The organism is Comamonas sp., from assembly GCF_036666375.1.
In the GTDB taxonomy this organism is placed as follows: domain Bacteria; phylum Pseudomonadota; class Gammaproteobacteria; order Burkholderiales; family Burkholderiaceae_C; genus Comamonas.
Window position 1 is genome coordinate 40582 of the sequence record NZ_JAVWWA010000026.1, and the last position, 6542, is coordinate 47123.

Here is a 6542-nt window from a genome sequence, read left to right on the forward strand (position 1 = left end):
TCCTTCGGAATGACCCTGTAGTGCAACAGTGTCGATTGGGTGCCTCAGAAACTGTGGCGAATTCCCACGGTGATTGCATTCTGGCTTTTGCCGGGCGCGGGAGCTGTCAGGTTGAGGCCCGCTGCCGTCAGCATGAAGCGTTCCTGATTCTTGTTCTTCATGAAAGCGTAGGTGCCATAGAGCGCCGTGCGCTTGGAAAGATTGTGGACATAGCCCAGCGAAAGCTGATGGGCCTTGCCCTGCGTGCTGGCGTTGTCGTAGTAGTTGTAGCCCACGCGGGCTTCACCCGCGCCCAGGGGGACGACGGCGCCGACGTGGGCGGTATTGAACTTCACGCTTTCGCCCGTGATGGGCTTGTTGCGTTGCTGGCGCACCAGTCCCGCCAGCCTGATCGCGCCGAAGTTGTACCCGGCGCCAAGGCCATAGGCCGAGGTATTGTCCAGCACGATGGTCTGTGTTCCCGCTGTGTAGGCGGCATCGTTCCATTGTTCGGCGGCGAGCGAAAGGCTCAGCGGGCCATTGTCGTAGGTGGCCGCGGCGCCGAGGTAGCGATTGTTCGATGCGCTGCCTGCGGTTTCTCCAAAGCCCAGGTCGGCCGACGCCCTGAAGCCCGAAAGGGACGGCGACAGGTAGGTCAGCATGTTGCTGCCGCGCACCACCGCAGCCGGGGCGTTGTACCAGGTCTGGTTCTGTCCTATGCCGACCTGGCCGAAGACGTCGTGGCGGCTGAGGTTCTCGTAGGCGCGGGTGAAAGCCCGGCCCAGACGTACTTCGCCGAAGTCTCCCGTGAGGCTGATGGTGGCGCGGCGTTTGAAATCGAAGGCGCCCGCGGTCAGTCCCGCGCCGGAATCGTTGTTGAAGCCGCCCTCGAGCCAGAACCCCGCCTTGAGTCCGCCGCCCAGATCCTCCATGCCGCGCAAGCCCAGGCGGCTGGTGAGGTTGCCGCTGTTGCTCATGCCGTATACGGAGTCACCGCCGCTGGCCTTTGCGTAGGTCAGGCCGGCATCGACGATGCCGAACAGGGTGACGGAGGATTGGGCCGTGGCGGCACCGCAGGCGGCGAGCATCGCGACCAGACCAAGATATTTCTTCATTTCAGTGGACTCCAAGGTTACTCACACGCTGGCTTGAAAAGCATGGGTGGGGATGGCGGCGAATGCCAAGAAGACTTGCGCCGCGCCGATCGCGAAGGTCTTGCACGCCCTTACTGGAGCCTGCAGACCTCGTCGAAATCGAGTCGTGGCAGGCGGTCGAACAATTTGCTGCCGTCGCCGTGCCCCAGGCCGCACAGGAAGTTGGTGCGCACCGAGGTGCCGCTCCAGAATGCGTCATCGACCCCTTTGGCATTGAAGCCCGACATGGGGCCGCAGTCGAGGCCGAGCGCGCGCGCCGCCAGCATCAGGTAGGCCGCCTGCAGGCTGGCATTGCGAAACGCGGTGTCCTGCCTGTGTGCCGCCTTGTCCGGCCCCTCGAAGGTCCCGGCGAAGCCCGGGTTATGGGGGAACAGACGCGGCAGTGCGCGATGGAATTCGCTGTCATAGCCGACGATGGCGGTCACCGGGGCGCGCAAGACCTTGTCCACGTTGCCCGGCGAGATCCATGGCAGCAATCGCTCCCGCCCTTCAGGGGTGCGCACGAAGATGACTCGCATGGGGCAGCTGTTGCCCGAGGTGGGGCCCCAGCGCGCCAGGTCGTAGATGGAGCGCAGTTGTTCGTCCGTGACCGGCCGATCAAGCCAGCCGTTGTGTGACCGGGCGCGGCGGAACAGGGTGTCCAGGGCGTGGCTGTCGAGCATGGCCCTGTTCTCAGGCTTGCGCCGCAATGCGCTCGACCACTTCCGACAACTTCTCGCGCACGGCGGGCGGCAGCGCGGCGATCGGCGCCCGGGTCGGGCCGGCGTCGCGGCCCATGAGCTGCATGGCCTCCTTGATCACCACCGGGAAGGAACCCCAGGCCCAGGCGGCGCGCAGTGGCGCGAAGATGTTGGAGATGCGCAGCGCTTCCTCGTGCTGGCCCGCGCGCAATGCGTCGTACATGCGGACCATGAGCTCGGGGAAGACGTTGGCAGCGGGCGAGATCGTTCCCTGCGCGCCGTGCAGCATCATCGCCAGCGCAATGGTGTCGCGGCCCGAGAACAGCAAGGCGGGGCGGGGCGCGAGCAACTGATACTCGATCGACTGCGTGAGATCTCCGCTCGAGTCTTTCATGCCCACGATGTTGGCCTGCCTGCGCATGCATTCGGCCAGTGTCGCGGCGCTGACGTTCACCGAGGTGCGCGGTGGATTGTTGTAGAGCATTACGGGGGCCGTGGTGGCTTGTGCCACGGCCGTGAAGTGCTCCACCAGTTCGCTCTGCGTGGGCTGAACGAAGTAGGGCGTGATGACCAGCGCCAGATCGACGCCCATGGACTGCGCGGCCCGCGTGAGCTCGATGGCCTGTCGCGTGGTCGCTGCGCCGGTGCCGGCATACAGCGGCACGCGGCCGTTGATGGCATCCATCGAGATTTCGAGCAGGCGGATGTGTTCCCGCGTCGAGAGCGCGAAGAACTCGCCCTGGCTTCCCGCGACCGAGATGCCGTGCACGCCGGCGGCGATGTACTCGTCGATGAGCGTGCGCACGCGCGACTCGTCCAGCTCGAAGTCCCTGGTGAATGGCGTGGCCATGGCGGGGATCACGCCGTGAAATTTTTCGAGATTCATGTTGTGTGTGTCTTTCAAGAGCCGGGGCGGCTTAGTCCACGCCCATCAGCTGACCGAGCTGCGTCACGTACTGGCCGAAGCGCACCTGTTCCTTGGTCAGCCGGGGGTCACGAGGGCGTGGAAGATCGATGTGGATTTCCTTGACGATTTTTCCTGGCCGCTCCGACATCACCAGCACGCGGTCGGACAGCAGCACGGCCTCGGCGATGCTGTGCGTGATGAGGGCCACGGTCTGGCGCATTTCCTGCCAGATGCGCAGCAGCTCCACGTTGAGCTGATCACGCGTGAGTGCATCCAGCGCGCCGAAGGGCTCGTCCAGCAGCAGGACCTTGGGGCGGGTGATCAGGATCTGCCCGAGCGCCGCCCGCTGGCGCATGCCGCCCGAGAGCTGATGCGGATGGCTGTGGCGGAACTTCTCCAGCTTGAGAATGGGCAGCAACTGTTCAATGCGTTCGTCGATCTCGCGCTTGGGAATGCGCCGCACCTCTGCGGCGAGGCGCATGTTGGCCTCGACGGTCGCCCAGGGCAGCATGTTATGCGTCTGAAAGACCACGCCCACATCCTCGCTCACGCCGTTGCTGCGCTTGCCCAGGATCTGCAGATCGCCGCCGGCGTCGGGCTCGTACAGCCCGGCAATCACGCGCAGCAGCGTGCTCTTGCCGCAGCCGCTGGGACCGAGAATGGAGACGAACTCGCCGCGCTCGATGGTGAAGTCCACATGGTCGAGCGCCAGCATGCCGGCGCCGAAGGTCTTGCCCACGCGCCGTGCCTCGATGGCAATGTCCCTGGCCGGGGCTTGCGATGGTGTCTGCACAGCCATGAGTGCCGGTCTCATTTCTTGGCTCCGACCCAGCCGCCTTCGGAGATGTCGAACACGACGCCATGCAGGTCACGGAATTTCATCTCGTAGTACAGGCTCTTCTTGTCGTGCGGCAGGTCCATGAAGAAGGTGCCGCCGCTGTCCTCGATGCGCTTGCGCTGCTCTTCCAGGTCGTCGCACCAGAAGCCGAAATGGTGCGTGCCGACCCAGTTCTTGCCGCGCTCGAGGCCCGCCGCTTCATCGGTCTTGTAGTTCAGCAGCGCGAGGCAGACCGTGCCGTCGGACAGGTAGACGCCTTCCGCAATCGGGGAGTGCGTGGGCTCGATGATCTCCATGTCGAAGACCTTGCTGTAGAACTCTGCCGCGGCTTGTGGGTCGGGTACGGCGAGGGCAATGTGACGAAGTTTGGCCATGATGTCTGTCTCCTGGTTGAAATTGAAAATCGCAAAAGGGGGGCGGTCGGTTGGAAGGCTGGGGGACTGGGCTCTACAGTCCGCGCCACCAGACGCGCTTGGCGACCAGCTCCACCACGGCATACAGTGCGCCGGCCACGACCGAGATGACGATGAGTGCCGCGAACAGATAGTCGGTGCGCGCATTTGCATTGGCTTCGAGGATGAGATGGCCCAGGCCATGTTCAGAGCCCACGAACTCACCGACGATGGCGCCTATCACCGCCAGCGGCATCGCAGCGCGGCATCCGTCCATGATGGAAGGCATGGCGGCAGGCACCAGAAGCTTGCGAAAGGTCATGCCCGCTGGCGCGCCTATGGCCTTGAAATGCTCGATCAGATGCGCCGGCGTTCCGGCCAGGCCGCCCAAGGTGGCGACGGTGACGGGGAAGAAAGCGAACAGGAAGGCCATGAGCACCTTCGATGTGTCTCCATAGCCAAACCAGATCACCATCAGCGGAGCCAGGGCGATCTTTGGCAGGCCCTGGAAGACCACCACCAGCGGATAAAGCGAGCGCTTGACCAGCGGAATCGCGTAGATCACCAGGCCCAGCAGAACCCCGCCCACCACGGCGAGAACGAAGCCCGCCAGCACTTCCTTGATAGTGACCCAGGCCTCGCTGAGCAAGGTCAGGCGGTTGGACCACAGGCTCTCCAGAACCTGGCTCAACGGGGGCAGCAGATAGGGCTTGATGGAAAACCAGTCGACCGACTGCTGCCACAGCACGGCCAGGATCACGGTCAGCACGAGCGGGTCGATCAACTGCCGCCATGAGCGTGTGGCGAAAGAATTTGTGTTCACGGCAATGTCTCCGATGAATGAATGTGGGATGCGCCCTTGGTTTTTTTCGGCGCATCGATGCCGGTTCGGCGATGGGGCTTCAGGACTGCGTCGAAGGTCCCCAGTCAGGTGGAGGAACCACGAATTTCTCGAACTCCCACTGATCGAACGCCTTGAGATCGTTGTCCCAGACGCGTGCCGTGTGTGGCGTGTCGACCGTGACCTGGACCATCTCGGCATAGAACTCGCAGTAATTGCCGTCCGGGTCCTTGAACACCAGGAACAGGTTCTCTCCGGGCCCGTGCTTGCCGATGCCGCGCACGATCTCCACACCTCTGTCCTGCAGGAACTGCGCGGCTTCCTCGATCTCCTGCAGTGATTCGAGTCGGTACGCGAAGTGCTCCAGTCCAGGCCGCTGCGGCCGGTAGATGTCCTGGAGCAGGGGACTCCCGGGAGGAATCTGTGCCAGGCCAAGATCATGGTGCTCATCCGAGCAGCGCAGGAAGGCCATCTGGTCGGCGATGTAATCCGAGACCGTCAGTCCTACGATGTCGGTATAGAAGCGCACCGAGGCCTTCAGGTCTCTCACGTTGAGAACCAGATGTCCGATACGCTGGGGCTTGGGGCGTCGTGCCATTTCTCGCAACTCCTTCATGGTTTGAGCAGCGCGTCGCTGTAGACGTCCTGGGCCTTGACCTTGCCGTTCAGATTGAAGGCGCTGTCGATGAACTGCACGGTCTTGAGCATGCGGTCCGCGCGCAGAAAGCCCAGACCCTTGTCCTTCACCTCGGGGTCGATGATCAGATCGCCGATGTCCTTGATCTGATTGAGGGCCACATTGCGGTCCGTCGTGGGGAAGGCCTTGGCGATGAGATCGGCGGCCTTTTCGGGATTCGCCAGCGCGTAGTCATAGCCTTGATAGGAGGCCTTGAGGAACTTGCGCAAGGCATCGGGGCGCTTCTTGAGGGTTTCGTCGCTGACCGCAAAACCGCTGCCGTAGGCATCGAGGCCGAAATCGCTGTACTCTATCCAGCCGAGCTTGACGCGCGCATCGTTGGCCTGCTTCTGCGTGACCACGCGGTTGCTGGCTCGCCAGCATTCGGCCAGATCGATCTTTCCCTCGATCAGCGATGCATCGACCACGGCCGGGTCCATGCGCATCAGGCGCACGCTGTTTTTGGGCAGGCCGTTGCGCTCCAGCCAGACCGGCAGAATGTTGTGCACCACCGAGCCCGATCCGCCGCCGAGCAGCAGGCCTTTGAGATCGGCCGGCGTCTTGAGGTTGTAGCGTTTCGTGTCGAAGCAGATGCCGGCAGGCCAGCGCGTGTTGATGGCGCCGATCAGGCGAATGTGGCCTCCATTGGCGCGGTTGAGCATGACGCTGACGGGGTCGACGTAGCCGATGTCGAATTGGCCCTGATCCACTTCATTGGCCGTGCGGTTGCCGCCGTAGCCGCGCACGATGTTCACCTCGAGGTCGGCATTCTTGAAGTAGCCCAGTTGCTGCGCCACGATCACGCCCACCGAACTTCCCTGTGGCAGCCAGGCCATGTTGTAGCTCAGTTTCTCCAGGGCCAGGGCGCATTGCGCGCCGGCCGCCAGTGCACAGATTCCCAGCATTCTTGCCGCGCGCGAGATCCTGTTTCTAGCGTCTTGTCTCCGTTGGGTTCGCATGTTGTCTCCTTGATGTTCTTGTGGATGCATCGAACGCTGTGGGCGACCTAGACGGCTTGCGCGCGGACCTGGTTGGCGAGCTCGCCGATTCCGTTGATGGAGGCGAGCATGCGATC

Annotated in this window: 8 protein-coding genes; all 8 read right to left on the bottom strand. The window is 63.3% G+C overall.

Annotation, left to right across the window (positions count from 1 at the left end):
- Positions 1-44: 44 nt before the first annotated feature.
- Positions 45-1094: a porin gene (locus RR928_RS08995; protein ID WP_332682232.1), complete on the bottom strand. Its 1050-nt coding sequence runs from the start codon at positions 1092-1094 to the stop codon at positions 45-47.
- A 110-nt stretch (positions 1095-1204) separates the two neighbouring features.
- Positions 1205-1795: a malonic semialdehyde reductase gene (locus RR928_RS09000; protein ID WP_332682234.1), complete on the bottom strand. Its 591-nt coding sequence runs from the start codon at positions 1793-1795 to the stop codon at positions 1205-1207.
- A gap of 10 nt (positions 1796-1805) precedes the next feature.
- A complete protein-coding gene (gene dapA, locus RR928_RS09005; protein WP_332682236.1) occupies positions 1806-2699 on the bottom strand; it encodes a 4-hydroxy-tetrahydrodipicolinate synthase in 894 nt (297 codons plus the stop codon).
- A 31-nt stretch (positions 2700-2730) separates the two neighbouring features.
- Positions 2731-3534 (bottom strand): ABC transporter ATP-binding protein, encoded by an 804-nt coding sequence (locus RR928_RS09010; RefSeq protein WP_332538455.1) that lies wholly within the window; start codon positions 3532-3534, stop codon positions 2731-2733.
- On the bottom strand, positions 3531-3932 hold the full coding sequence (locus RR928_RS09015; protein WP_332538456.1) for a VOC family protein: 402 nt from the start codon (positions 3930-3932) through the stop codon (positions 3531-3533). The genes RR928_RS09010 and RR928_RS09015 overlap by 4 nt, the downstream gene beginning before the upstream one ends.
- Before the next feature lie 73 nt (positions 3933-4005).
- A complete protein-coding gene (locus RR928_RS09020; RefSeq protein ID WP_332538458.1) occupies positions 4006-4773 on the bottom strand; it encodes an ABC transporter permease in 768 nt (255 codons plus the stop codon).
- A gap of 79 nt (positions 4774-4852) precedes the next feature.
- Positions 4853-5389: a VOC family protein gene (locus tag RR928_RS09025; protein ID WP_332538459.1), complete on the bottom strand. Its 537-nt coding sequence runs from the start codon at positions 5387-5389 to the stop codon at positions 4853-4855.
- A gap of 14 nt (positions 5390-5403) precedes the next feature.
- Complete coding sequence (locus tag RR928_RS09030) at positions 5404-6372, bottom strand: ABC transporter substrate-binding protein (RefSeq protein ID WP_332538460.1); 969 nt, start codon at positions 6370-6372, stop codon at positions 5404-5406.
- Between the last annotated feature and the right edge of the window lie 170 nt (positions 6373-6542).